This is a genomic window from Telluria sp. LT2P34, from assembly GCF_059685915.1.
Genome location: NZ_JCASIN010000001.1, coordinates 815,923 through 840,526 on the forward strand (window position 1 = coordinate 815,923; position 24,604 = coordinate 840,526).

Annotated in this window: 29 protein-coding genes; 15 read left to right on the forward strand and 14 right to left on the reverse strand. The window is 64.7% G+C overall.

Annotation, left to right across the window (positions count from 1 at the left end):
* Nucleotides 1-93 precede the first annotated feature (93 nt).
* The gene (locus AC56KZ_RS03655) at nt 94-1,008 is read left to right on the forward strand and encodes a YihY/virulence factor BrkB family protein (RefSeq protein WP_497160761.1); all 915 of its coding nucleotides are present in this window, start codon (nt 94-96) and stop codon (nt 1,006-1,008) included.
* Nucleotides 1,009-1,114: 106 nt separating this feature from the next.
* Here the strand turns inward: AC56KZ_RS03655 and AC56KZ_RS03660 are convergent, their stop codons facing one another.
* The 3 genes from AC56KZ_RS03660 to AC56KZ_RS03670 form a co-directional block, all read right to left on the reverse strand.
* Nucleotides 1,115-2,404: an AI-2E family transporter gene (locus AC56KZ_RS03660; RefSeq protein ID WP_497160762.1), complete on the reverse strand. Its 1,290-nt coding sequence runs from the start codon at nt 2,402-2,404 to the stop codon at nt 1,115-1,117.
* A 63-nt stretch (nt 2,405-2,467) separates the two neighbouring features.
* Nucleotides 2,468-2,782: a BON domain-containing protein gene (locus tag AC56KZ_RS03665; RefSeq protein ID WP_497160763.1), complete on the reverse strand. Its 315-nt coding sequence runs from the start codon at nt 2,780-2,782 to the stop codon at nt 2,468-2,470.
* Nucleotides 2,783-2,854: 72 nt separating this feature from the next.
* The gene (locus AC56KZ_RS03670) at nt 2,855-3,403 is read right to left on the reverse strand and encodes a hypothetical protein (protein WP_497160764.1); all 549 of its coding nucleotides are present in this window, start codon (nt 3,401-3,403) and stop codon (nt 2,855-2,857) included.
* 203 nt (nt 3,404-3,606) lie between these two features.
* On the opposite strand from AC56KZ_RS03670, the gene AC56KZ_RS03675 reads away from it, so the two are divergent.
* Both AC56KZ_RS03675 and AC56KZ_RS03680 read left to right on the forward strand, forming a co-directional pair.
* Complete coding sequence (locus AC56KZ_RS03675) at nt 3,607-4,089, forward strand: outer membrane lipoprotein (RefSeq protein WP_497160765.1); 483 nt, start codon at nt 3,607-3,609, stop codon at nt 4,087-4,089.
* A 71-nt stretch (nt 4,090-4,160) separates the two neighbouring features.
* Entirely contained in the window at nt 4,161-4,511 is a 351-nt protein-coding gene (locus tag AC56KZ_RS03680; RefSeq protein WP_497160766.1) for a hypothetical protein, read from the forward strand.
* Between the two features lie 139 nt (nt 4,512-4,650).
* Here the strand turns inward: AC56KZ_RS03680 and AC56KZ_RS03685 are convergent, their stop codons facing one another.
* The 5 genes from AC56KZ_RS03685 to AC56KZ_RS03705 form a co-directional block, all read right to left on the reverse strand.
* On the reverse strand, nt 4,651-5,040 hold the full coding sequence (locus AC56KZ_RS03685; RefSeq protein WP_497160767.1) for a hypothetical protein: 390 nt from the start codon (nt 5,038-5,040) through the stop codon (nt 4,651-4,653).
* A gap of 24 nt (nt 5,041-5,064) precedes the next feature.
* Nucleotides 5,065-5,451, reverse strand: coding sequence for a phage holin family protein (locus tag AC56KZ_RS03690; protein ID WP_497160768.1), 387 nt, complete (start codon nt 5,449-5,451; stop codon nt 5,065-5,067).
* A gap of 18 nt (nt 5,452-5,469) precedes the next feature.
* Complete coding sequence (locus AC56KZ_RS03695; RefSeq protein ID WP_497160769.1) at nt 5,470-5,805, reverse strand: ElaB/YgaM/YqjD family protein; 336 nt, start codon at nt 5,803-5,805, stop codon at nt 5,470-5,472.
* A gap of 67 nt (nt 5,806-5,872) precedes the next feature.
* Entirely contained in the window at nt 5,873-6,823 is a 951-nt protein-coding gene (locus AC56KZ_RS03700; protein WP_497160770.1) for an OmpA family protein, read from the reverse strand.
* Nucleotides 6,824-6,914: 91 nt separating this feature from the next.
* A complete protein-coding gene (locus AC56KZ_RS03705) occupies nt 6,915-7,289 on the reverse strand; it encodes a DUF4398 domain-containing protein (RefSeq protein WP_497160771.1) in 375 nt (124 codons plus the stop codon).
* A gap of 197 nt (nt 7,290-7,486) precedes the next feature.
* Between AC56KZ_RS03705 and AC56KZ_RS03710 the strand changes: the two genes are divergently transcribed.
* The 3 genes from AC56KZ_RS03710 (at nt 7,487) to AC56KZ_RS03720 (ending at nt 10,193) form a co-directional block, all read left to right on the forward strand.
* On the forward strand, nt 7,487-9,550 hold the full coding sequence (locus AC56KZ_RS03710; RefSeq protein ID WP_497160772.1) for an AsmA family protein: 2,064 nt from the start codon (nt 7,487-7,489) through the stop codon (nt 9,548-9,550).
* A gap of 103 nt (nt 9,551-9,653) precedes the next feature.
* The gene (locus AC56KZ_RS03715; protein WP_497160773.1) at nt 9,654-9,950 is read left to right on the forward strand and encodes a BON domain-containing protein; all 297 of its coding nucleotides are present in this window, start codon (nt 9,654-9,656) and stop codon (nt 9,948-9,950) included.
* Nucleotides 9,951-9,971: 21 nt separating this feature from the next.
* On the forward strand, nt 9,972-10,193 hold the full coding sequence (locus AC56KZ_RS03720; protein WP_497160774.1) for a YMGG-like glycine zipper-containing protein: 222 nt from the start codon (nt 9,972-9,974) through the stop codon (nt 10,191-10,193).
* A 160-nt stretch (nt 10,194-10,353) separates the two neighbouring features.
* On the opposite strand, the gene AC56KZ_RS03725 is transcribed toward AC56KZ_RS03720, so the two are convergent.
* Nucleotides 10,354-11,085 carry a Crp/Fnr family transcriptional regulator gene (locus AC56KZ_RS03725; RefSeq protein ID WP_497160775.1) on the reverse strand — a complete coding sequence of 244 codons (732 nt, stop codon included), beginning with the start codon at nt 11,083-11,085 and terminating at the stop codon, nt 10,354-10,356.
* A 217-nt stretch (nt 11,086-11,302) separates the two neighbouring features.
* Here AC56KZ_RS03725 and AC56KZ_RS03730 point away from each other — a divergent pair, with 217 nt between their 5' ends.
* The 6 genes from AC56KZ_RS03730 to cls all read left to right on the forward strand — a co-directional run bounded on the left by AC56KZ_RS03730 (nt 11,303) and on the right by cls (nt 17,129).
* Nucleotides 11,303-12,124 (forward strand): glycine zipper 2TM domain-containing protein, encoded by an 822-nt coding sequence (locus AC56KZ_RS03730; protein ID WP_497160776.1) that lies wholly within the window; start codon nt 11,303-11,305, stop codon nt 12,122-12,124.
* Between the two features lie 175 nt (nt 12,125-12,299).
* Nucleotides 12,300-12,524, forward strand: a complete 225-nt coding sequence (locus tag AC56KZ_RS03735; RefSeq protein WP_497160777.1) for a hypothetical protein — start codon at nt 12,300-12,302, stop codon at nt 12,522-12,524.
* Between the two features lie 93 nt (nt 12,525-12,617).
* Nucleotides 12,618-12,764: a lmo0937 family membrane protein gene (locus AC56KZ_RS03740; protein WP_305822721.1), complete on the forward strand. Its 147-nt coding sequence runs from the start codon at nt 12,618-12,620 to the stop codon at nt 12,762-12,764.
* 99 nt (nt 12,765-12,863) lie between these two features.
* Nucleotides 12,864-13,532, forward strand: a complete 669-nt coding sequence (locus tag AC56KZ_RS03745) for a YiaD family glycine zipper/OmpA-like lipoprotein (protein ID WP_497160778.1) — start codon at nt 12,864-12,866, stop codon at nt 13,530-13,532.
* Between the two features lie 151 nt (nt 13,533-13,683).
* Nucleotides 13,684-15,744 carry a site-specific recombinase gene (locus AC56KZ_RS03750; protein WP_497160779.1) on the forward strand — a complete coding sequence of 687 codons (2,061 nt, stop codon included), beginning with the start codon at nt 13,684-13,686 and terminating at the stop codon, nt 15,742-15,744.
* Nucleotides 15,741-17,129 (forward strand): cardiolipin synthase, encoded by a 1,389-nt coding sequence (cls, locus tag AC56KZ_RS03755; protein WP_497160780.1) that lies wholly within the window; start codon nt 15,741-15,743, stop codon nt 17,127-17,129. The genes AC56KZ_RS03750 and cls overlap by 4 nt, the downstream gene beginning before the upstream one ends.
* A 139-nt stretch (nt 17,130-17,268) precedes the next feature.
* Here cls and AC56KZ_RS03760 read toward each other — a convergent pair whose 3' ends face one another.
* Entirely contained in the window at nt 17,269-18,105 is an 837-nt protein-coding gene (locus AC56KZ_RS03760) for a metallophosphoesterase family protein (protein WP_497160781.1), read from the reverse strand.
* 9 nt (nt 18,106-18,114) lie between these two features.
* The gene (locus AC56KZ_RS03765; RefSeq protein ID WP_497160782.1) at nt 18,115-18,867 is read right to left on the reverse strand and encodes a phosphatase PAP2 family protein; all 753 of its coding nucleotides are present in this window, start codon (nt 18,865-18,867) and stop codon (nt 18,115-18,117) included.
* Nucleotides 18,868-19,006: 139 nt separating this feature from the next.
* On the opposite strand from AC56KZ_RS03765, the gene AC56KZ_RS03770 reads away from it, so the two are divergent.
* The 3 genes from AC56KZ_RS03770 (at nt 19,007) to AC56KZ_RS03780 (ending at nt 21,202) form a co-directional block, all read left to right on the forward strand.
* Nucleotides 19,007-19,219, forward strand: a complete 213-nt coding sequence (locus AC56KZ_RS03770) for a hypothetical protein (protein WP_497160783.1) — start codon at nt 19,007-19,009, stop codon at nt 19,217-19,219.
* A 150-nt stretch (nt 19,220-19,369) separates the two neighbouring features.
* A complete protein-coding gene (locus tag AC56KZ_RS03775; protein WP_497160784.1) occupies nt 19,370-20,389 on the forward strand; it encodes a sulfate ABC transporter substrate-binding protein in 1,020 nt (339 codons plus the stop codon).
* A gap of 33 nt (nt 20,390-20,422) precedes the next feature.
* On the forward strand, nt 20,423-21,202 hold the full coding sequence (locus AC56KZ_RS03780; RefSeq protein WP_497160785.1) for an SDR family NAD(P)-dependent oxidoreductase: 780 nt from the start codon (nt 20,423-20,425) through the stop codon (nt 21,200-21,202).
* A gap of 39 nt (nt 21,203-21,241) precedes the next feature.
* Here the strand turns inward: AC56KZ_RS03780 and AC56KZ_RS03785 are convergent, their stop codons facing one another.
* From AC56KZ_RS03785 to AC56KZ_RS03795, 3 genes are all read right to left on the reverse strand, one after another.
* Nucleotides 21,242-21,673 carry a hypothetical protein gene (locus AC56KZ_RS03785; RefSeq protein WP_497160786.1) on the reverse strand — a complete coding sequence of 144 codons (432 nt, stop codon included), beginning with the start codon at nt 21,671-21,673 and terminating at the stop codon, nt 21,242-21,244.
* Nucleotides 21,674-21,766: 93 nt separating this feature from the next.
* Nucleotides 21,767-22,687 carry a porin gene (locus AC56KZ_RS03790; protein ID WP_497160787.1) on the reverse strand — a complete coding sequence of 307 codons (921 nt, stop codon included), beginning with the start codon at nt 22,685-22,687 and terminating at the stop codon, nt 21,767-21,769.
* A gap of 121 nt (nt 22,688-22,808) precedes the next feature.
* Nucleotides 22,809-24,578: a diguanylate cyclase domain-containing protein gene (locus tag AC56KZ_RS03795; RefSeq protein WP_497160788.1), complete on the reverse strand. Its 1,770-nt coding sequence runs from the start codon at nt 24,576-24,578 to the stop codon at nt 22,809-22,811.
* Between the last annotated feature and the right edge of the window lie 26 nt (nt 24,579-24,604).

Here is a 24,604-nt window from a genome sequence, read left to right on the forward strand (position 1 = left end):
GGGTATGCGCGCCGGCTGACAGGCCCTGGCCTGTTCCAGCGGGCAGCAAGACCAAAGGGGCTTCGGCCCCTTTTCAATTTCCGGAGAATCCGCATGGATAAAGAAAAATGGTTCCCGTACTCACGCCAGGTGCTGCACATCCTGAAGTGCGCGGTCACCCAGTGGTTTGTACATCGTTGCGGCAGCAAGGGCGCGGCGCTGGCTTTCTACACCTTGTTTTCGCTGGCGCCGATCCTGGTGCTGGTCATCGCGGTGGCCGGTTTCTTCTATGGCGCCGAGGCGGCGCAAGGGCAGCTGTTCAATGAATTGCGCGGCCTGGTCGGCGCCGAAGGCGCGGCAGCGATCCAGTCGGTGCTGGCCGGCGCCCAGAACAAGGAGTCCGGCCTGGTGGCCACCATCGTCGCCACCCTGCTGCTGCTGGTGGGCGCGACCACCGTATTCGCCGAGCTGAAGGACAGCCTCGACGAGATCTGGGGCGTGCCGCCGCCGAAAGACGCCACCTGGTGGGACACGATACGCACGCGTGTCCTGTCCTTCGGGCTGATCCTGGTGCTGGGTTTTCTGCTGATGGTGTCCCTGGTCGTCAGCGCCGCGCTTGCCATCGTCGAGAACTATTTTGGCGGCATGTGGAAAGACGCCGCCGTCATCCTGGGCTGGATTTCGAGCCTGATCAGCTTCCTGGTGATTGCGACCCTGTTCGGCGTGATCTACAAGCTGCTGCCGCGCATCCATCTGTCCTGGCGCGACGTGGTGGTCGGGGCCGTGGGTACGGCGGCGATGTTCACGATCGGCAAGTTCGCGATCGGCCTCTACATCGGCAACAGCGGTGCGGCCAGCAGCTTCGGCGCCGCCGGCTCGCTGATCGCGCTGCTGCTGTGGGTGTATTACTCGGCGCAGATCTTCTTCCTCGGCGCGGAGTTTGCCCGGCAGTACGCGCTGCAGCTCGGCAGCCTGCGGCATAAATCGGACAAGGAAACCGGGGCGAAAAACGTCCAGCGGATGGCGTGAACGGTGTCGGGAGGTAAACGCAAACGGCGCGGATTCGATAGGATCCGCGCCGTTTTTCTTGCCGGGGCTGGCAACCGGTGGAGTCGGGACTCCACCCTGCCGCCGTCTATTCGCCCAGCAATTCCGCCACCACTTCCATGCCCTCGACGCGCTCGGCGACCGTTTTCAGGATCATCACCACCGGCACCCCCAGCAGCAAGCCCCACATTCCCCACAGCCAGCCCCAGAACAGCAGGCTGACGAAGACCGCGGCCGGATTCATCTTGGCGATCTTGCCGGTCATCCAGGTTGCGACGACCATCCCGACCACCGTGGCGATGCCCATCGAGGCGCCCGCGACGAGGATCACCATGCGCAGGGACTCGAACTGCAGGAAGGCCACCAGGCCGGTCGCCGCCGTGATCAGGAGCGGCCCGAAATACGGCATGACGTGCGCCACGCCGGCAAAGATCGCCCAGGCGCCCGCGTTTTCGAGGCCGATCGCCCGCAGCGCCACCCACATCAGGAGCGCCAGCAGGATATTCGTCACCAGCAGCATGAACATATAGCTCTGGATCGAGGTGTTGATGTCGTCCAGGATGTGGACCGTTACCTTCTTGCGCGTCAGCGAGGGCCCGGTCAGCTTGACCAGCTTGCGCTTGAAGGTATCTCCCGCCAGCAGCAGGAAAAACACGAGGAAGAGCACCATCGTCGCCTGCGTCACGAAGGCAGCCAGGCCGACCGAGCCGGCCAGCAGCCAGTCGGTGATGCGGAAGGCCGGCGACTGCGGCTGCGACAGCGTCGGGCGGCGCTGGATCAGGCGCGCATCCTTGTTTTCGCCAACGCCGGAGGTGGCCTTTTCGATTTCGGCCGCGGCCTTCTGCATTTGCTGCAAGGTCGAGCCCTGACCGCTGGTGGTACTGGCCAGCAGCCGCGTCACCTTCTGGGTGAGCGTCGGCAGCTCGTCGATGATGTTGAAGAATTCGTCCTGGAGCCGGTACATGGTCGCGCCGAGTCCACCGATCAGGACGGCGGTAACGAGGGTGGCGCCAATGACACGCTTGATGTGCATGCGCTCGAGCCAGCGTACGACGGGACTGAGGGTGTAGGCGATGAAGATGCCGAGGAGAAGCGGTACGAAGAATTTTTGCGCCCACTGGAGCGCGAAGATGAAGGCCACGGTGGCCATGATGCCCAGTGAAATGCCGCGGGCATTCACGTGAATCGGTAGTCGCAGGGCGCCGGAATGCAGGACCAGCTCGTCGCTGTCGCCTGCTTGGGGATCGATCCCTGAAGGAACTGGAAGTTCGGAATGCGGCTCAGGTGCGGCAACGCCCGTCGTGGTGACGGGCGCTGCGCCTGGGGCGGCGGGGTGATTCGACTCGGCTGGAGCCGAGCCAGGACTGGCGAGATGCATGTGTTTGCCAAATAAAATGTTGCCAGGCCGCGCTCCCCCCGTTCGGGGGGCCAGGGGGTTACATTACTTCACGCGAATGTCGTTCTTCACGGATACTACACCCTTCACGCTGCGCGCGACTTCAACAGCGCGTTGTGCGTCGCCTGGCTGTGCGACAAAGCCCGACAGCTGGACATCGCCCTTGAAGGTTTCGACATTGATTTCAGTCGCCTTGACAGTCGGGTCGGCGGCGAAGGCGGTCTTCACCTTGGCGGTGATGACGCTGTCGTCGACGTACTCGCCAGCGCTTTCACGCTGTGGGCCCGAAGCGCAGCCGACCATGGCGAAAGCGAGTGCGCCGGTAAAGACGGCGGTAGCAAGGCGTTGGGTGATTTTCATGATGTATCCCTTTCTGTTGTTGATAAAGTCAAATGTTGCTCAGTTTTGCTCGGTATGAGCGGATCCGGTACGTCACTTGCCGTACGCGGTTTTTGCGGCGTTGACACACTGGTCTTTCACCGCGCCGGCAAACGCGTCGCACTTCTCGAGGGCGACGCGGTATTCCGCCGTCAGCTTGTCTTCACGCGCATCGGTGCGCGCTTCGATCATCTTGCGATCCGCCCGGGCGTCGGCCTGGGCGGCAATCAGGGTGGCCTTGGCCTGCTTCAGGCAGACGTCGCGGTTGTTGCCGGTCACCGCGCCGCAACGTGCCTTGTCGCGGTCATGGTTGGCGTCGGCGATGCGCATGCGTGCCTGGGTATACGATTTCAGCGTGTTCTTGTAGGCGGCTCCCGCCTCTTCCTCGACCCGGACGCGTTCGGCCTTGGCTTCGGCGACGCAGACCTCGCGTGGATTGCCGGTCACGGTGTCGCAACGGGCGCGTGCCGTCTTGTAGGTGCTGGCGGCGGCGTCGCGCGCCGTGTTGTAGGCCGCCTTCGTATCCGGCGCCACCTGGGCACGGGCATGTGCGGACCACATCAGCGCCGCTCCGATGACCAGCAGCGCGTGTATGTTCTTCATTTTTGTCGTCATGCTTTGCTTCTCCAATTGTCAACACGCTAACAACGTTGTACGCCGATCCGGCCGCGTTTTCTGTTCGCTGTCGAACACAAGCACAGATGTTCGGAGCACATATCAAAGAGGCAATTCATCGTGCGTCATCGCACAGACCCGCTCGAAACTGGGCCTTATTCTTGACTCACAACTTTTGCCAGGAGAACAACATGAAACTTACCTCTACCTTTGCCGCCGTCGTCGCCGCGGGCGCCCTGCTGTCGGGCTGCGCCAGCTCGCCCTCGTATAACAACGGCCCTTACGGCAGCGGCGGTTATGCTACCGGTCCCGGCTACAACAATTCCGCATCGATGGGCTATGGCGTCATCGAATCGATCCAGATTGCCCAGGGCGGCGACGCCCGTACCAGCGGCGCAGGCGCCATTGTCGGCGGCCTGGTCGGCGCACTGGCGGGTAACCAGGTCGGCAGCGGCAGCGGCCGTACCGCCGCCACCGTGGCAGGCGGCGTCGCCGGCGCCGCGATCGGCAACAACGTCGAGCGCAACCGCACTGCGAACAGCGGCCAGGAGATGTACCAGGTCAATATCCGCATGGACAACGGCGAATACCGCAGCGTCGTCCAGGACAGCGCCTACGACCTGCGCGTGGGTAACCGCGTGCGCCTGGTCGACGGCCGCGTCTACCGCTACTGATCCCGTAAAGGGTAGTTATTCATCGATTCACGGGCCGGCTTTTGCCGGCCTCTTGCATTAGGGAGGCGAACATGGATGGTGGACCCAGCTTGAAACGGATGCTGGCCGGCTGCCTGCTGGCCGGCGGCGCTGCCTGCGCGCTTGCGCAGACAAACGGCGACGCGACGGTATCGAAGCCCGCCGCTAAGCAGCAGGCAAGCGAAATCGCACGCGGGGACCCCGCGCGCTGGCACCAGGAAGACGTGACCGACGCGCAGCGCATGCGCACCCGGCAAAAGGAAATGGGCGCCGCGCTGAACGAAGCGAAAAACGCCTGCCGCCAGGGGCCGGCCAGCGAACGGCAAGCTTGCCTGAAGGAGGCGCAGGCCAACTGGAAAACCGGGATGGAGCAATTGCGGGCCGAAGCGCAGGCGGGGAGCTAGCCGGCACAAAAAAAGACGGCGTCCAATCAATGATTGCGACGCCGCTCAAGCCCCACCATATTCTGTACTGCCAGTTTCTGGATGCCTGCGGGGCGGCGGCCAACTGGCCGCACGCCTCGAGCTGAACCAGGCTTGGCGCTTATGCCTCGCGACGTGCGCGCCGCCGTTTCATGAACAAGCCGGCCACGGCCATCAGCGCAGCGCCGCCGACGACCATCTTGCCCATCCGGCGCTGGCGCACGAAATTGAATGCACCGAGCGCGTAGGGCATGAGCACCGAGATGCTGGTGCCCGTAGGTTTCAGTAAAGCATCAGCACGTGCGCGCAAGGCCCAAGTCGCATTGTCCAAAGCAGAATGTAGCATGACTTCCGGCCGCGCGCCGTGCTTTACCTGCGCCTTGGCGTAGCTGACGCCGGCGCGGTAGAACTCGCCTTCGCGTTTGAGCTCGGCCAATCGCGCCACCGGGTCGCGGCTGTGCTTGTGGCCGGCCAGGCCGGTTGGCTCATCCTTGTGATTATGTTTTTCCATTCCTGTTCCCCTGTAGGTGGCCGCTCAGAGCAGCACGTCGCGGTCGTTACGGAGTTCGTTCATCGTTTCAGGGAAGGCAAGCTTGCCCTGCTTGAGCATGGCCAGTCCCTTCATCACGAGAACTGCCGCGATGGCGAGGAACACCAGGAACATCACCAGCAGGATCTTCCAGCCCCACGATTCCCAGGCCAGCATCACGATGGTCGCGGTGCCATAGGCAATCGCGAACCACATCGCGAGGACGGCGCCGGCAAACAGCGCCACCAGCTCGATCGCGTGGTTGCGCACCTGCGACATCTCGAGCGCTGCCAGCTCCACGCGGGACACGATGAGGCCGAACAGGTTCTTGGCCAGGCCAGAAATTCCGCCCATGAGTCCGGGCCCATGTACGACGGTGTCGGTCTTTTCCATGGTGTTCTCCGACGCTAGTTATTTACGACCAAGAAAGATGCCGACCAGCAGGCCGACGCTCGCTGCGGCAGCGACGGTGCGCCACGGGTTGTCCTTAACGTAGACATCGGCGGTCTGGGCCAGTTCCTTGCTCTTCACTGCGGCTTGACCCTGGTACTGCGAGGCCCGGCCCATGGCGCGGTCCAGCAGGTCCATGCCGCGCGTACGCAGGTCGTCGGCCTTGTCACCGGTGAGCGCGGCGGCGGCAGTCAGCAGTGCCTGCGCGTCCTTGACCAGCAGCTTCATGTCGGCGCTGGCGTTCTGGAGGCTGCTGTCGATCGAGCGGGCATGGCTGCGGGTGGTGGTGTCTTGCATGATGAACTCCTGTTGTTGTTAGTTAAGTTGTGGTGGTTTAAAAAAAACGAAAACAGCGGCTGGCCGATCAGCGGCCGGCCGTGCGCGGCGGGATCGGACGCGCGTCGTTCGACAGCACGACCTCGACCCGGCGATTGAGCTGGCGATTGGCAGCCGTGTCGTTCGCGGCGACCGGGAAGGCTTCGCCATAGGCACGCATGGCGATGCGCTCACGCGGCACGCCCATGCTGCCCAGGGCGGTGGCGACGGCATTGGCGCGGCGCTGCGCCAGGTCCTGGTTCGAGCTCGAGCTGCCGACGTTGTCGGTAAACCCTTCGACCAGCACAGTGCGCTCCGGGTTCTGCGCCATCACGTCGGCCAGCTTGCGCAGGGTCGACATGCCGTTCGGCGTCAGGTCGGCCTTGCCGGTGGCGAACAGGACGTCGCCGATGGTGACGACCATGCCGCGTTCGGTCTTGGTGGCCTGCAGTTCGACCAGCAGGATTTCAAGCTTGGCGGTGCGTTCGGCCATCATGCGGGCCTGTTCCTGCGCCATGGCGGCCTGGTCCTGAGCAGACGCTGCCTGCTGCTGGGCGGTGGCGGCCTGCTGGCGCGCCATCGATGCCTCGGCCTGGGCCTGGGCGGCATCGCGCTTCGCGCGTTCGGCTTCGGCCGTGCGGGCATCGAGCTGCACTTCGGTGCGCTGGCGCGAGGCGTCGGCGATATTCGCTTCGGCGGCCTTGCCGCGGGCTACTTCCTGGGCGGTGGCGATCTTCTGCTTGGCGATATAGGCCAGGCGGTCGATGTCTTCCAGGCTGTCCCTGCGGGCAGCGGCGGTATTGGCGGCGTTCAGGGCGTCGCTGGCCTGGCGGAACTCGAGCGGGGCGTAGCTTGACACCTGTGGATTATTGTTTGCGGCGACGAAGTCGGCACGCGCCTGGTCCAGCGTCGGCGTTGTGGTCGGAACGGTGCTGCAGGCTGCGAGTAGGATTGCGCTGGCAAAGATGGCCGGCTTCAGGAAACGGACTTTCATGGTCATACCCTCCAATGGCGCCGTGAAGGCGCGGTCGATGTCTGGGCGACTTGCGTCGCGTGATGTAGATGGCGCTCGCGCGCCCTGCCCCGGCGCCTTACTGGCTGTTGGCGCGGTCGACTTCCTGGCGCAGCACGCGCAGGTCTTCGTTGAGCGCGCTCGAGGCAGCCGTCGCCTTGGCGGAATTGCTCTTGCTTTGGGCCAGCTGGGCGTCGGCCTGGGCCTGCACCGCCAGTTCGCGCGCCAGCTTGTAGTCTTTCGCTGCGAGCGCTTCGTTGGCGCGCATCATCTTGGCGCGCGCCGCCGTGATCTCGGCCGGGGCCAGGTCGGCTGCGCCGGCCTGGACCGCATTGGCCACCGCGGCCTGGGACACGGCAACGTCGGCCGTGGCGGGCGTCTTCTGGCTGGCGCAGGCGCTGAGGGACAGCACGGCGACAAGGGCCAGTAGCTTCATTGGGCGAATTGCTTTCATGTCATTTCTCCTTAGATGTTACGATTTGTTCAAGTTATAAACCTGTTATCACTCACGTTCGGTACGCTGCCGCACATTCGACCCGCGTTCGAGTGGCCCGGGCCACGCTCATCCTTTATTAGGTGCGGCATCGCACATTGAGCCTCCCGGCCTTTGCGCTAAGCTGGCCTCAAGACCGAACCCCATGAAGGATCGTCATGCCCGATACTGCACCCCAGCAAGGCGCCCAGCAGCACAAAGGTGGCCACAAGAAAAAAATCCTTTTCGCACTGCTCGCCACCCTGATCGCGATTCCCGTGATCGCCATCATTTTCATCCTGACTTTCGACTGGAACCGCGCCCGGCCCTGGCTCAACGCGAAGGTGAGCGAAGCGATCGAACGCCCCTTCGCCATCCGGGGCAACCTGGCGGTGCAATGGGAAGTCCCGGCACGCAGCATGGCGCCCGTCGACCGCAACCTGCGCGACTGGCTGCCTTGGCCGCACCTGATCGCCAACGATGTCCGCGTCGGCAATCCGGCCCACATGAAGCAGATGGACATGGCGCGCGTGCGCCAGTTTTCGTTTTCGCTCAACCCCTTCGGCCTGCTGCACCACACGATCGGGATTCCGGTACTGCGCTTCGATTCGCCCTATGTCGAACTGCAGCGCACCGACGGCACCCATTACAACTGGGTCTACAAGAAGAAGGATACCGACTCGAAGTGGCAGCTCGACCTCGAGCGGGTGGTGCTCACCGATGGCGTGGTGCGCGTGATCGATGCGGTCACCAAGGCCGACGTCACGGCCCAGGTCCGCACCCTGGACAAGGACCCGAAATATGGCGTCGGCTTCAAGGTCACGGGCAGCTACAACGGCGCGCCCGTGACCGGCGGCGGCAAGGTCGGCCAGGTACTGTCGCTGAAGGACCGGAATACCCCCTATCCGGTGCAGGCGGACATGCGCAGCGGCCCGTCCCGCATCGCCATCGAGGGCACCGTCACCAGCCCGGCAGAGCTGAAGGCCGTCGACCTGCAGCTTGAACTGGCCGGGCGCAGCATGGCGCAGCTGTACAACTTCACTAAAATCACGCTGCCGGAAACGCCGGCGTTCTCGACTTCGGGACGCCTCAAGGGCGAACTCGACCGGGAACACGGCCGCTGGACCTACGACAAGTTCAAGGGCAAGGTCGGCTCCAGCGATATCGGCGGCAAGCTCGTCTATGAAGGCGGGAAGCCACGCGGCAAGCTCTCCGGCAATGTATCCACGCGCCGGCTGGTGTTCTCGGACCTGGGGCCGCTGGTCGGCGGCGACTCGAACGAGAGCAAGAAGGCACGCGGCGTCGCGACCGTGCAGCCGGGCGGCAAAGTGCTGCCCGTCGAAGAATTCCGGACCGAGCGCTGGAAGGCGATCGACGCCGATGTGCGCTTTTCGGCCGACCAGATCGTGCGCGACAAGAAGCTGCCCATCAGCAAACTGTCGACCCACCTGACCATGAAGGACGGCGTCATCAGCCTGGCCCCGCTCGACTTCGGCGTGGCCGGCGGCACCCTGCGCTCGACCATCCGGATGGACGGCAGCGGCAGGCAGGGCAACACGATCGCCGCCACCGCCAAGCTCAGCGCGCGCAATATCGAAATCAAGCAACTGTTCCCGACCATCGAAAAGATGCAGGCCACCGTCGGCCAGATCAGCGGCGATGCCCAGCTGTCGGCGACCGGCACCTCGGTCGCCTCCCTGCTCGGCTCGTCGAGCGGCGAAGTCAAGGCGGTGGTCAACCAGGGAACCATCAGCAAGATGCTGCTCGAACAGATGGGCCTGAACGTGGGCAACATCATCGTTACCAAGCTGTTCGGCGACAAGCAGGTTCAGCTCAACTGCCTGGCGGCCGACTTCGACGTGAACAAGGGCCTGATGCAGTCGCAGGTGTTCGTCGTCGATACCGCGGAAGCGATCATCCGGGTCAACGGCACGATCAGCCTGGCGAACGAACAAATGGACCTCACCATCAAGCCGGAAACCAAGGCCCTGCGCCTGTTCACGCTGCGCGCGCCGCTGTATGTGCGTGGCCCCTTCAGCAAACCCGACGTTTCGGTCGACAAGGGCGTGCTGGCACTGAAAGCGGGCGGCGCCGCGGTGCTGGCCACCGTCGCCGCGCCGGTTGCGGCGCTGATCCCCCTGATCAACACCGGCCCGGGCGAGAACAGCGACTGCGGCCGCCTGGTGGCGCTGGCAAAGCAAAAGCCGACCGCGCCGCCGCCGGGCAAGGCGAAGTCTCGCTGATGAGCTTGTTTTCCCGAGTGTGTGTTGCCGAACAGACTCGGCCATGCACCCGGCGTATTCTCCAGTCATCGCCGGAACGACAACACGGCATCGAGGAACCCGCATGAGGCATTGGAAACAGGCCGTCTTCTTATCGGCGGCCATTGCACTCGGGGGATGCGGCAGCACGAATCTGCTGCAGGCAAAGCCGGTGGATGACGCAGCCATTGCGAGCAGCGTGAAAGCCGCCATCGGCAGCAGTCCGGAACTCAAGACTGCGGATATCGATGTTGCAAGCCGTGAAGGTATCGTCCAGCTGAGAGGTTATGTGAGCTCGGCGGAAAGCGTAGCAACGGCTGCATCGGTTGCACGCACAGTGAAAGGCGTGAAGTCGGTGAAAAACGACTTGCGCCTGAAGTAAAACCCACCAAAGGAGATTTATATGAAGACCATCAAACACCTGGCAGTTAGCGCCACCCTGGCAACCCTGGCACTGGGCCTGACCGGCTGCGCCGGCATGTCGCATCAGGACAAGACCACCGCTGTCGGCGCAGGCGCCGGTGCAGTGATCGGCGGCGCCCTGACCGGCGGTAGCCCAGCTGGCGTGGTTGGCGGCGCAGCTGTCGGCGGCGTGGTCGGCAACCAGGTCGGCAAGACGCGTTAATCGCAGTACCCGCAGTACCATAGCAAACACACGAACGGCCCCGCTTGCATTGCGCAAGCGGGGCTTTTTGTTTATGGAGGGAGCTCGCTCACTGCCGGGCTGTTCCTCGGCAGTAGAGCGTGGACCGGGCGGCGAACCGCTCGTGAGTTCAGGCGGTGTGCTACACGAATGCGGTCGACACCGCCCCTACCCTGGCATCCTTGACGATCTCGTAGCAGGTGCAGGCAGCCGCGGCCAGCCCCTCGGCATCGAGGATCTCGATGTTGCCGCGGCTGTAGATGATCAGGCCTTGCTGCTGCAGAGCGCTGGCCGCCTTGGTCACGCCGACGCGGCGCACGCCCAGGGCATGCGCCAGGAACTCGTGGGTGAGGTGGAGTTTGTCGGACTGCAGGCGGTCGCGCGTGATCAGGAGCGAGCGCGCCAGGCGTGCCTCGAGCACGTGGAAACGGCTGCAGACGGCGATCTGGATGGCCTGCGCCAGCAAGCTGTCGGTATAACGGTACAAGACCCGTTGCAGCGCGCCGTTGCGCGCGAACTCGGTGCAAAAGGCGGCGCTGTCCATGCGGCTTGCGCTGCCCGGACGCTGCACCACGGCGCGCACCTGGGCCGTTTCATGGCCGAGCGCGACGGTCGCGCCGAGCATGCCTTCGCGCCCCACCAGGCCGACCTCGAGCGTCATGCGCCCGCCGGCCACGCCCAGCAGCGAAATCAGGCAGTCGTGGGGGAAATAGATATAGCGGATAGGATCGCCCGCCTCGCCCAGCACTTCGCCACCGTCGACATGCACCTGGTCGAGCATAGGCAGCACCTGAGCCAGCTCCTGCGGCGGGAGCGCGGCCAGCAGCAAATTGGCGTTGTGCTCGGCGACCTCGGGAGAAGAGGCAAAATTCATCGGACCCTCTAGGTTGTTATTCCCGGCCGAAGCAGCACCGGAAAATGACGACAGATACATTTGCAAACAATTTCGATCAGGTTAAATGCTCTGATAGGGGAAGTATGTTCGGTGACGCACGGAATACCTTGTTGTTCCTAGGGACAATCTTCATTCCACCAGACATGCGCGGATTGCGCGGTCCGTGGATGCCTCCGCAACCAACCAAGGACACGCCATGAACAACAACATTCCTGCCCCACCGGGACGCGCCCAGCACCATCCCCTGCTGCTGCTGGCGGCGCTCGCCGTCGTGCTGTTCTGCCTGGTCGGGACGGCAGCCATCATGGGCTGGATCCCCTCCTCGATCGGCGGCAACGATAACCGCCAGCTGAGCGCCGCCGAACGGGCCGCGCTGTCCTCGAACCTGCCGTCCGCCGGCCAGCCGCTGCCGGCAGGCGCGACCAGTGCCGAGATGGCCCGGCTGTCCCGGGACAACGGGGTGATCGCCCAGCCGATGATGCCTGCCGCTCCGCTGCCGCAGGCCCAGTATCCGGCGCAGTACCCTGCGCAACAAGTCGCGCAAGGCTATGGCCCGGCGCCGGTGGCCAGCGAGCGCTATGTGGAACAGCGCCAGGCCGAGCCTGAATACCGGCCGGCGCCTGCGCCACGCGCCACGGTCAAGCCCAAGCCGGTGCAGCTGGCGGCGGCCGAGCCGAAATGGTGCGGCAACTGCGGCAATGTGGAATCGGTGCGCGCAATCAAGCACCGTGCCCAGGGCAGCGGCCTGGGCGCCGCCGGCGGCGCCGTCCTTGGCGGCCTGCTCGGCAACCAGATCGGCGGCGGCAGCGGACGCCAGATCGCCACGGTCGCCGGCGCAGTGGGCGGCGCGGTGGTCGGCAACCAGGTCGAGGGCAACATGAAAGCCACGACCACGTATGAAATCCGTGTCCGCCTCGACGACGGCAGCCTGCGCACTTTCAAGCAAAGCAGCGCGCCCCAGTGGAGCAGCGGCGACCGCGTGCGCATCGTGAAGGGCCGCCTGCGCTCGGCCGCATAACAGCGCCAGCCTCCCCTCCCGCAAGCCCGGCCATCCTCGCGGATCGCCGGGCTTGATATTTTCCTCAGTGCAATGTGCGTCATCGCACGGAAATATTGCTGAGCTAGCCTGATAATGGCAGTACACCCGGCTGGAGCACAAGGCCGGCGCATACAAGCATCGAAAGGGGATTATCATGAATAGCCTTGCGTGGATCGGCATCATTGCCTGGGGCCTGGTCGTGACTGGTATCGGGCTCGTCTCGGCGGCGCCTCCCGAGCTGGCCCCGAACGTGGCGGCCCATGACGTTTTCTTCCTCGTCAGCGGCGGCCTGCTGACCTGCCTGATCGGTATCGTCGGCCTGCTCGGCTTCATGGGATGGGTGCCCGGCCTGCGGCGCGCGAACAAATCGCGCGCATAATGTACGCCACCGAACGGTGTTGCTGAGCAAGAAGGGTGATACTTCATTCACGGTGCCGCAAGCGGCGCAACATCACTGAATGAGGAGACACACATGCTCTACACCATCGCTATTGTCCTGGTCGTCCTGTGGCTGCTCGGCCTGGTTACCTCTTACACGATCGGCGGCTTCATCCACATTTTGCTGGTCGTTGCCGTCATCATGATTCTCGTGCGCCTGATCAGCGGCCGCGGTATTTAGCACTGCCATGTACGTTTTTGTAGTTGTTTGACCAATCCGTTTCCTGGACGCGCCCCAGCGGGTGCGCCTACGAAACGGATTTTTTTCAGGAGAAATGATATGCACAAGAACTTCACGAAATCCGTCCTCGCCGCCACCGTCCTCGCCTTTGGCGTGAGCGGCTGCGCCGACATGAGCGCCACCCAGCGTGGCACCGCAACCGGCGCCGGCGCCGGCGCAGCGCTTGGCGCGCTGATCGGCGGCACCACCAGCGGCGGCGGCGGCGAACGCGCGGCCAAGGGAGCCGTCCTCGGCGGCGCTGCCGGCGCAGTGATCGGCAACATCTGGTCCAAGCGCATGGAGCAGCAGAAGCAGGCGATGGAGCAGGCGACGCGCGGCACCGGCGTGCAGGTGTCCCAGACCTCGGACAACCGCCTGAAGCTCGACATCCCGAGCGATGTCTCCTTCGACACCGGCCGTTCCGACATCAAGCCGAATTTCCAGCCGGTCCTCGAGCGTTTCGCCCAGACCCTGAACGAGAACCAGGCCACCAACGTGGTCATCATCGGCCACACCGACAACACCGGTACCCCGGCCATCAACCAGCCGCTGTCGATCGACCGCGCCGCGCGCACCCGCGACTACCTGGCCGGCCGTGGCGTCAACCCGGGCCGTATCAGCATCGAAGGCCGTGCCGACCGCGAGCCGATCGCGAACAACACCGACAACGCCGGCCGCGCACGCAACCGCCGTGTCGAGATCTACGTCGCGGAACCTGGCCGCGGTTAATTCCGACGCCCAGCTCCGCTAACAACCCGGGCACGCCACGCGCGTTCCCGGGTTTTTTTTCGCTCCAACTCAGCTGTCCTGCGTACGCTGCCGTACCAAGGCCCAGCGACCCCAGCGCGTATACTAGGCGCTTGAGGGAAACGGAAATTGTATGCTTGCCATTCTTGAACGGATCGACCCGCACAGCGATCGGATCGACCTGCTGGTCGAGCTGGTCGACAGCCTGCGGCCGCGCCGGCGCACCCGGTCGCGCGCGGTCGAGGCGGTGCGCACGCTGACCCAGCTCTTGCGCGGCAATCCGGCCCAGGCCTGGGCGCTGCGCAGCTATATCGTCACCATCCTCGAGAAGCGCCGCCACACCAGCCTGTACAGCGATATCGGCATCCTCTCGAACGATGGTTTCTTCACCGAACTCAAGCGCAGGATCGCCTACCGGCTGCTGCCCCCCGCGCTCGACGACCTTTATCTGTCCGATGCGCTCGACCAGGTGCTGTACGCCGACGCCGACTACAAGTGGATACGCTCGGTACCCGATGCCGACTGGCTGGCCCTGTTCGACGTCGTCGCCGACGCGCCGCCTCCCCTCGACGCCGCGCCCGACCGAGCGCGCATCGTCACGCTGCTGGGCATGCTCGACGCCATCCGTACGCTCTCGTGCCGGGTCTGCGCGCTGGGCCTGGAACCGCGCCTGGTGCACAGCTACAGCGAGATCGAGGACTTCGACTCGCCCTTCCTGATGCAGAACATCGAGGTCAACCGCTACCTCGACGACTACGGCCGCTACCTCGAGGGCGACGCCGGCCAGCCCATGGCCAGGCCGGACGACGCCCTGCACCTGCTGGTGATGCTCGACCAATGCGAGGACGTGATCGCGAAAATCCGCCGCAATTCGCTCTCCTTCGGCACCAGCGTCGCCCTGACCTATGTGCTGGTGGCGATTACCCAAAGTATCGGCCGGCTGCGCAAACTGCTGTTCCTGGTCGACCTGGACAAGACGGCGCCGCCGGCGCGCGCAGCCGCCGTCGAGCTGGCCCAGGAACTGGTGCAGGCGCACAACACGAAATACCGCGTGCGCGGGCTGCTGCACGACAATATCGACCTGCTGGCGCGCAACGTCACCGAAAACGCCAGCCGCACCGGCGAGCACTACATCGCGGAAAGCCGCTCGCAACTGCGCGGCATGTTCCAGGCCGCCGCCGGCGCCGGTTTCATCGTCGGCTTCATGGCGCTGTTCAAGATCCTGTTGGGGTATCTGCGGACGGCGCCCCTGGTCGAAGCGTTTTTATTCAGCATGAACTATTCGCTCGGCTTCATGTTAGTCCACATGCTGCACTGGACCATCGCCACCAAGCAGCCCGCCATGACGGCCCAGCGCATTGCCGCCGGCCTGCACAGCCGCGACGGCCAGCGCATCGACTACGACAGCATGGGCGAACTCGTCAACAAGGTATTCCGGACCCAGATCGTCGCCGTGCTCGGCAACGTCGCGGTGGCCTTTCCCACCGCCTTCGCCATCGCCCTCGCCTGCCAGCAAATGACGGGGCGGCACCTGGTCACGCCCGCCAAGGCGCAGCACCTGCTGCAGGACATCGATCCCTTCGGCGGTCCGGCCCTGTTCTATGCGGCCATTGCCGGGGTCTGGCTGTTCGTGGCCGGCCTCATTTCCGGCTACTACGACAACAAGGCCCTGTACACGCGCATGGGCCAGCGCGTGTGCCAGTTGCGCTGGCTCGGCCGGATGCTGGGCGTGGCGCGGCGCGCGCGGGTGGCGCGCTATGTCGAGGACAACCTCGGCGGCCTGATGGGCAACTTCTTCTTCGGCATCCTGCTCGGCAGCACCGGCACCGTCGGCTATCTGCTGGGGCTGCCGCTGGACATTCGCCATGTGACTTTTTCGACCGCGAATTTCGCTACGGCGCTCGTCAGTCTCGACTATCAGATAACATGGGTAGAGGCCGCTAATGCAACGCTCGGCGTGGCCCTGATCGGCGCGGTCAATCTGCTGGTCAGTTTCAGCCTGGCGCTGTCGGTGGCGCTACGCGCGCGCAAGATCCAGTTCACGCGCAGCGTGCTGCTGTTGCGCGCACTCGGCCGGCGCTTCCTGCATGCGCCGCTCGACTTTTTCATCGGTCCGAAAGATATGGACGCCACGGCGGACCGCTCCGATACCGATACCGACATCGATACCACGGCTACAAGGGAAGCAAAATGAACAAACAACGCATCACCTCCTGGCTGGGCGCACTCGCCCTGCTCGGCGCCATCGCCTCCTGCCGCACGCTTCCCGATGTCGACCAGCTGCCCGACACGCCCGCCAAGACCAACCCGACGGTGTCGACCGCGAGCGGCACCATGTCCAGGGGACAGGCGTCGAATGCGCTGCAGCGGCGCTGGGCCAATGCCACCGCCGACCTCAAGGCGCTTGCCGTGCTCGAGGAACAGGCCACCGGCGTGCCCCTGATCGCCGGCAACCAGGTGCAGCTGCTCTTCGACGGCCCGGCCACGATGCGCGAAATGATGGCGGCGGTGCGCGGCGCCACCAACTCGATCAACCTCGAGACCTATATCTTCGACCAGGATCCGATCGGCCTGCAGTTCGCCGAACTGCTGATGGAAAAGCGGCGCCAGGGCGTGACGGTAAACGTCATGTACGACAGCGTCGGCACCCTCGGCACGCCCCAGGCCTTTTTCGACCGCATGCGCGACGCCGGCATCAACCTGCTCGCTTTTAACCCGATCAACCCGGCCAAGGCCAGGGGCAACTGGTCGATCAACAACCGCGACCACCGCAAGATCATGGTGGTCGACGGCAAGGTGGCGTTCACGGGCGGCATCAACATCAGCAGCGACTATGCCAACAGCTCGCTGTTCCGCTCGCGCAGCACGGCGAAGAACGCCGACAAGAACAAGATCGGCTGGCGCGATACCCACGTGCGCATCGAAGGCCCGGCCGTGGCTACCCTGCAATACGCATTCGTGAACAACTGGGTGCGCCAGGAAGCGGGCGAACTGCCGCCAGGCGATTATTTCCCGCAGTTGGCGCCGGCCGGCAACAAGTTCGTGCGCGTGCTCGCCACCGAACCGAACGGCCACTCGGAAATCTACCGCTCGCTGCTGGTCGCCATCAACGAAGCCAAGAAATCCGTGCACATCACCTCGGCCTATTTCGTGCCCGACCAGCAGGTGATCGACGCCCTGGTGGGCGCGGCGAAACGCGGCATCGACGTCAAGCTGGTGCTGCCCGGCGTCTCCGACCACGGCCTGGTGATGCACGCCGGCCGCGCCTTCTACGAGCCGCTGCTGGTCGGCGGCGTGCGCATCTTCCAGTTGCAGGTGGCGGTGCTGCACGCGAAGACGGCGGTGATCGACGAGGCCTGGTCGACCATCGGTTCGGCCAACATCGACCGCCGCAGCTTCATCCACAACTATGAACTCAACGTGGTCGTGATCGACCCGGCCTTCGGGCGCGACATGGAAAGCGCCTTCAACGAAGACTTGCGCGATTCGAAGGAAGTGACTCTGGAACAATGGCGCAACCGGCCATGGGCCGATCGCGTCAAGGAGTGGGCGTCGCGGCTGACGGAGTACTGGATCTAAGCCGATACGGCCATGTCCGTGTGATCTTGACCGTAGGGTGTGCGGCTCCGCCGCCCACGCGTTCGACCAGCGCAAGATCAGCCGAGCAGGATCTTGAAACGTGATTTGAACGCGTGAGCGGCAAAGCCGCCCACCCTACCTAAATCCCTGCGGCCAGCATGCCTTCCGAGGCCGGAGCCCAGACATTCCCGCTACGCAGGAACTTTTCGGTGACGATGACGCGGAAGGTATTCGTCAGCACGTCCCAGCCGTAGCGGTCGATCTCGACCCGCTCGTGTTCGACCCGCAGCAGGTTGAAGGAATTGACTTCTCCCCTTCCCCGGGTCGAGGTTGCCGTACCCGCCTGCACCACCAGCGCCGCGTAGGCGTCGATCTGGTAGCGGCTCGCGGTGCTGGCCGCATGGCTCACATGCATGTGGCCCGCCAGCAGCACGTCAACGCCGCATTCGGCAAAGGTTTCCATCGCCATCGACGCCCGGTCGACCAGGTTCTTTTCCTCGAACGTGGTCGGCAGGTCGAAGGGATGGTGGGTGACGACGATGCGGGTAATTGCCGGATCGATGCCTGCCAGCTGGGTCCGGATGCCCTCCACCTGCTCCTTGTTCAGGCGCCCGTCCTTGATCGTCAGCGAGCGCGCCGTATTCACGCCAAGCACCGCGATCTCGTCGTCGACAAACACCGGGTCGAGGTCGTCCGTGATGTAGCGCTTGAAGCGGTCCAGGGGTTTGACGAAGCGGCGGAACACGTTGTACAGCGAAATGTCGTGGTTGCCCGGCACCACGATCTGCGGTCCGGGCAAGGTGTCGAGGAAGGCGCGCGCTTCCTCGAACTGCTCGACCTTGGCGCGCTGGGTCAGGTCACCGGAGACGACGAGGACATCGGGCGCGATTGAATGGATGAGCTCGCGCAGCGGCCCCAGCAGGGATTGGTCGACACGCCCGAAATGCAGGTCGGACAGGTGGATGATTGTTCGCATCAAAATTCCTCAATGTGGGATGTTGGGTTGCAGCGCGCGCTTGCGGTGGGCGCGCGCGGCCTGGCGCCGGCGCAGGGTGGCGGTGCCGGTGACGCAGATCGCCAGCCAGGCGCAGCCCTCGGCAATTCCCGCCAGCACGTCCGACAGGTAATGCGCTCCCAGGTACAGGCGCGAGCCGGCCACCAGCGCGATCATGGCACAGGCGGCAGTCACGATCAGCGCGCGCGCGCGCCAGCTGCCTGCCTCGCGTACCAGGTAACAGGCCAGCACGCCGTAGAGAAGCGTTGCCGCGACGCTGTGGCCACTAGGAAAACTGTAGGTCGTCAAGCTGAGGATGGGCTCGTTAAAATGCGGCCGCGCACGCTCGAAGGTGTGCTTCATCGCCACGTTCAGCAGCATCCCGCCTGGCACCGTGACGAGCAGGGTCAACATCCAGTGGCGCGCTTCGCGCCGGTACAGCCAGGCTGCGGCCAGCGCCGTCATCGCCAGCATCCCCGGCGTGCTGTGCATGTGGGTGACGACGAGCAGGAAGCTGCGCAGCGCGTCGCTCCCCTGCGCATGCGCATGCAGCCAGGCCGCAAGGCGCCGGTCGAGTTCGGTGATCGGCGCGCCATTCACCACTGCACCGGCGATCTGTGCGAAGCCCGCCATCGCCAGCAGCAGCGCCAGGATACCCAGGGTCAGATGCAGGCCGAATTCTTCTGCGGGAGAAAAGCGGGCAGCGGCAAAACGGTGCAGGCGGGCGGTAAGCGATTTATCCATTCGGGCCAGATGGGGGTGCATGGCAAAAAAACCACACTTAAAATATTTACTGTGGTTTTGTACAGTAGCTGTGGATTTATACAGTGGTTATGCTATTCTGTTTTCACTGACCAACATAATACAAACAAGGGATACGTCAATGACCACTCTGAACAACGCCTTCGGCCTGGAATACGCTCCTGCACCATTCCTGATGCGCTTCGGCCGCCGTGAAATCCTCATCACCCGCGACTTCCGCAAGCGCTTCTACCCGATCAACCCGATCATCGAATGCGATACGGGCGTCGAGCCGGGCCACCTGGAAGTGCTGATCTTTGGCCGCTGGCTCCTGATTCTGTCGAAAGCGCATTAAACCAGGCCTTGCGTGCAGCGCCCGATCAATCGACCGATCGGGTGCGTGCATTGAAAATCTCATATCGATAGCTGAAATCATTCGTTTTCTTCGGCTGAGTGGAGCCCTACCCTAGCGGTAATCGTCTCCTTACTCATCCGAAAGAAACGCATGTTCAAAAAAATCGCTTATACCCTGGCCGTCGCACTCACAGCGGCGGCAGTGCTGGTCCAGCCGGCAGCCTCCGCGGCCGACATCACCCTGCTGAACGTCTCCTACGACCCGACGCGCGAGCTGTACCAGGACTTCGACAAAGCCTTCGCCAGCCACTGGAAAGCCAAAACCGGCGACACGGTGACGGTGCGCCAGTCGCACGGCGGCTCGGGCAAGCAGGCGCGCGCCGTGATCGACGGGCTGGCGGCCGATGTCGTGACGCTGGCATTGGCCTACGACATCGATGCTATCAGTGAACGCGGCCTTATCGCGCACAACTGGCAGGGCCGCCTGAAGAACCGCAGCGCGCCCTACACCTCGACCATTGTGTTCCTGGTCCGCAAAGGCAACCCGAAAGGCATCCGCGACTGGGGCGACCTGGTCAAGCCGGGCGTGTCGGTCATCACCCCGAACCCGAAGACCTCGGGCGGCGCGCGCTGGAACCACCTCGCGGCCTGGGGCTATGCCTTGCGCCGCCCGGGCGGCAATGAAGCGGCTGCGCGCGACTTCATCAACCGCCTGTACCGCAACGTCCCGGTGCTGGACTCCGGCGCGCGCGGCGCCACCACGACCTTCGTGGAGCGCGGCATTGGCGACGTCCTGCTGGCCTGGGAAAACGAAGCCTTGCTGGCCTTGCGCGAGCTGGGCCCGGGCAAGTTCGAGATCGTTGCGCCCAGCGTGAGCATCCTGGCCGAGCCGCCGGTTGCCGTGGTCGACAAGGTGGTCGACAAGCGCGGCACGCGTGCGGTGGCCCAGGCCTATCTCGAGTACCTGTACAGCGACGCGGGCCAGGAAATCATTGCGAAGAACTACTACCGGCCGTCGGTGGAAAAATTCTCGCGCCAGTACGCCAGCCAGTTCCCGAACATCAAGCTGTTCACGCTCGATTCGATCGCGGGCAACTGGAGCCAGGCCCAGAAGGCGCACTTCGCCGATGGCGGCGTCTTCGACCAGGTCTACCAGCCTGGAAAAAAATGACTTGAAATCCGGCGTTGGGCCACGATTGTCGGTGTGATCAGGGTCAACAACGCCGGCGTCGGCACCTACGGCCGCCTCGAGGAAATGGCGCTGGAAGACCACCAGCGCCTGTTCCAGACCAACTTCTGGGGCGTGGTCAATGGTTCGCTGGAAGCGGTCAAGCGCATGAAATCGCGCGGCGGAGGCGCCCTCATCAATGTCGGCAGCGAAGTGTCGGACCGCGCCGTTCCGCTGCTCGGCATGTACGCCGCGTCCAAGCACGCGGTAAAGGCGTTTACCGAAGCGCTGCGGATGGAACTGGAAAAGGAAGGCGCGCCGATTTCGGTGACGCTGATCAAGCCGGCCGGCATCGACACGCTGTTCGCGGTGCACGCGAAGAACTACATGGAGAAGGAGCCGGTCCTGCCGCCGCCCGTATATGCCCCCGACATCGTGGCCAAAGCCATCCTCCACTGCGCCCAGCATCCGAAGCGCGACGTGTTTGTCGGCAGCGCCTCGAAAATGATTTCGTCGAGCAATGCGCATATGCCGCGCATGCTCGACCATGTCTTGAACGCGTCGATGTACCGCCTGCAGCAGCCCAAAACCGACCGCCTCCCGGGCCGGCGCGACGCCCTGCATGCACCGGACCCCGGCCAGACCCTGCGCGAGCGCCAGGGCATGACGGAACGATGGGTCAAGGAAAGCTCGGTCTACACCGCCGTCAGCCTCGACAAGAAACCGCTGGCCGCGGCCCTGTTCGGCGGCGGCGCCCTGCTTGCCGCCTGGAGCCTGGCGCGGCGCAAGGGCGCGCGCGGCAGCCTGTCGGCTTGAACGAAGGCACGCCGGGCAGGAGCAAGCCCGGCGCTGCTTTTAACGCGGGGCTGCGCTGCCCGGCGGCTGGCTCGACAGGAACTCGGTGTCTTCTTCAGTAAGCGGCAGGTCGGGGATCGATTCGATGCGGTCGGTATCGATGTCCGCGCCATCCCTGGCGACCGTGTCGCGTCCGGCCGAAGCGCGCTCGCCGGTGCCGCCGCTATCGCTGTCGCCCGAGAAATCGGCGTCGCCGACATCGGGACCGGCGGTGTCGCCCGCATAGCTTTCTTCTTCCTCGTTGGTGCCGCGGTCCAGGTGCAGCAACTGGTCGTCGTCGAGGTTGGTCGCAAAGCCGGGGCCGCCCACGACGTCGCTGCCGGTATCGGACAGGTCGCTCGGACCGAGCGCATCGAGGCCATGGCCCTTGCCGAGGCTGCGGTCGGGAAGTTCAGGGAAGTTGTCGGGATCGAGTGTGCTGGCGCCAGTCATAATGCCTCCGTGGAGATGGTTGCTAGAATAGCTTCAGGCTACAGAAATTGCGCAAGTCGCGTCGCCGCGCACGCCTGAAATCGGGGGGAGGTACTAAAAGGCGTGGCGCATGCCGATATTCAAGGCCGAATTGCCGCTGCCGCGCGAACTGGCGTTGCCGACCGAATAGCCGGCGCCATTGCGGTGGCGGATATGCGAGTAAGCGGCGTAGAAATCGGTGCGGCGCGATAGCGCATGGCTGGCGCCCAGGGCAAACTGGTTCGCGTCCTGGTTGGCGAGGTCGCGGTCGTCCTTGGTGATATACGAGGCCAGCAAGGTAGTGCCCTCGGCGACCGGCACCGCCATGCCGACCAGCACGTCGCGGCTGTTGCTCGACGCCGTGCGGGCGATGCCGGCGCCATACGGATTGTCGGGATTGAACAGGGGCGAACCGGCCCAGCCCCGGCTCAGGCTGTAGGCGGCATAGGCCGTGCCCCAGCCGTGGCGCAGGTTGGCCGCCAGGATCGAATTGCGGGCGACGGCGTCGTTGCTGGTCTTGCTGTTGAACTGTACACGCACCGCGCTCTGGTTCTGGTGGGCGGCGCGCACGGTCAGGGGTCCGCGCTTGATGCCGACGCTCATGCCCCAGGCGCGTCCGGCAGGCGATGTGTCGACTTGTTGCTTGAACGAGTAAGAAGCGCCGGCCGACAGGCCGCGCCGCAGCGCGCCGTAGTACTGGACGCCGTTGTTGACGCGGCGTCCGTCGCCGATCAGGTTGGCGGCGCCGCCGGCAATGCCGCCCTTGAAGGGATCGGCAACATCGGCCAAGGCCAGGTATTGCAGGCTGTACTGGCGGCCCACCGTCAGCGCGCCGAATTCGCCGGCCTGGCTGCTCAAGCCCGCGTCGATGACGCCATGGCTCGCCATGCCATACGTCGTCGCGCCATGGGTCGTCACGCCGTTCTGCGCGCGCGCGGTGGCGGCGCTTGATGCGAGTACGGTAATGGTGACGATCCTGACGAACAGCTTGGGCATGGCGCAATCCTCTCTACGCCTCTACCTTACCTCTCCGAGACGGCTTCATCTGTCGAATGTCTCACATATCGCTGACTAGAATGGCTCGTCTTTTTGTAGGCGGATTCCGACTTCGCTCGCGTCAACCGGCCAGTATCACCTCTGGCGCACTCGCAATTGTTCCTTTACCGCTACGTTTAGCCGTATACATCGCAGCATCGGCGCGTGAGATCCAGCGCTCTGTATCGTGGGAATCGTCCGGCATGTGCAAGGCAACTCCTATACTGGCGCCGACCCTCACCGTTACCCCCGCCAGCGCATACGGTGCACTCAGCAGCGGCACCAGCCTGGCCGCCTTTTCGCGGGCGTCGCCGGGGTCGTTCAAACCCTCCAGCACCACGACGAATTCGTCGCCGCCCAGGCGCGCGGCGGTATCGGTCTTGCGCAGCGCGGCGAGCAGGCGCGTGCTGAACTGCTTGAGCAGAGCGTTGCCCTGCTCGTGGCCGTGGCTGTCGTTGATGCCCTTGAAGCCGTCGAGATCGAGGAAGAGCAGCGCGCAGGCCTGTTGCGAGCGCGCCGCGCGGTGCAGCGCCTCCGGCAGCGTTTCCATCAGAGCGCGCCGGTTCGGCAGGCCGGTGAGCACATCGCGCAGCAGCAGCGCCTGCAGCTCGGCGGTGCGGGCGGCCACCGTGCTTTCCGGCTGCTGGTTGATCGTTTCCAGCGCCAGCCGCTGCCCCTGTTCGCGGCGCACCAGCTCGCGCATCGCCTGCGACAGCACTTGAACTTCATGAAAACCATTTACGACAGGAATTTCGACATCCTGGCTGGCGCCCTGCCCGGCGCGCCCGCCGGCCTGCGCCGCCCCTTCGATGGCACGGCTGAGGGCATCCATCGGCCGCGTCAGCCGGCGCGCCAGCAGCGCCGCGCAGCCGGCCAGGGTCGCCGCCATCAGGACGCTCAGCACGATCATGCGATGCTCGAGCTGGCGCGCCCCGGCCAGCGCCGCCTCTTCGGTATGGCGCACCAGCACCGACCACTGCAAGGTGGCCGGATCGCCGGCGCTGCCCGTGCGGCTGTAGCCGGTGATATACGTCTTGCCGTCCGCCCCCTGCTCGCGGATGGCGCCGGTCTCGCCGCGCTGCGCCAGCCGCAGGCTCGGCAGGTCGATGCGCCGCTCCACCAGCTGTGGCGGGCCGAGCAGCACGGTGCCGTCCGCGCGCACGACCAGCACCTCGGCCCCATATTCGCGCAGGGCCGGGCTGAGCAGCTCGCGCGCACGGCGGCGCGCCCACTCCCAGCTCATGTGCACGCCGACCACGCCCCGCACCGCAGCCGTGCCCGGGTTCGCCGCGTCCGCGCCTTCATCCTTCAGCGGCGCGGCGACATCGACAAAACGCCACGGGTCGGCGGTTTTCGGCAATACCTTGCTGAGCAGCAGCGCCGGATGGTAGTCGGTGGCGCGCAAGCCCTGGCTGCCGGCGACAAACCACGGCCGCTCGCGCACATTCGCGCCCTCCAGCATGCGCCCGGTTGCGGCCAGCACCTTGCCTTCGCGGTCGGCAATGCCGATCCAGGCGTAATCGGGAAACGAGCGCTGCAGCGACTCGAGCACGCGGCGGCCCGCGTCCGCGTCCTTGAATGAGCGTACCTGTGGCAGTTCCGCCAGCAACTGGACGTCGGCGACGGCGGTGGCCACGACACGGTTGAGCGAATCGCGCATCTGCCATGACAATTGCTGGACGCGCAGCTCGGCGTCCCGCTGTCCCTGCTGGCCGGTAAAGTGGCCGACCAGAACCAGGTGCAGCAGCACCGTGAACGCGACCGCCGCTCCGACGGCGAACATCGTGAATGTAGTCAGGCGAAACAATCGCGGCGCGCAAGGCAGGCCGCGCGCGGCGGGGAAATGGGTCATGGCAAGGCAGCATCGAAACGGGCTGC